Raw genomic sequence first — 276 nt, forward strand, 5'->3', positions numbered from 1 at the left:
CCTGTTGTTCTAGGCAAAACCGAATTCCATCGGCGTGCAAGCAGTGTTCACTGGCGGAGTTGGTATGCGGTGGTCGTTGCGTGATCGCTTTGAGGCGCTAGCTCGGCGCGGTCCCATCCGCCTCCCAATGCTTGTAGCAGACGTACGCTTGCATCAAGTCGTCTGCCGGCGATTTGTTCTTCGTTGCGTTCATTCTGCAGCGCGATTGTCTGAGCCGTTACGATATCCAAATAGCTCACTGCACCTGCTTGGTATCGATTCGAGGTCAGCTTGAGT

The 276-nt window shown here is 54.7% G+C and carries 1 protein-coding gene; it reads left to right on the forward strand.

Going from position 1 to position 276, the window contains the following annotated elements; all coding sequences use genetic code 11:
* The first annotated feature begins 64 nt into the window (after positions 1 to 64).
* On the forward strand, positions 65 to 274 hold the full coding sequence (locus SB717_RS35530) for a hypothetical protein (protein ID WP_410907638.1): 210 nt from the start codon (positions 65 to 67) through the stop codon (positions 272 to 274).
* Positions 275 to 276 lie beyond the last annotated feature (2 nt).

The sequence above is a fragment of the Priestia sp. SIMBA_032 genome (assembly GCF_046535215.1).
Lineage (GTDB): Bacteria > Bacillota > Bacilli > Bacillales > Bacillaceae_H > Priestia > Priestia aryabhattai.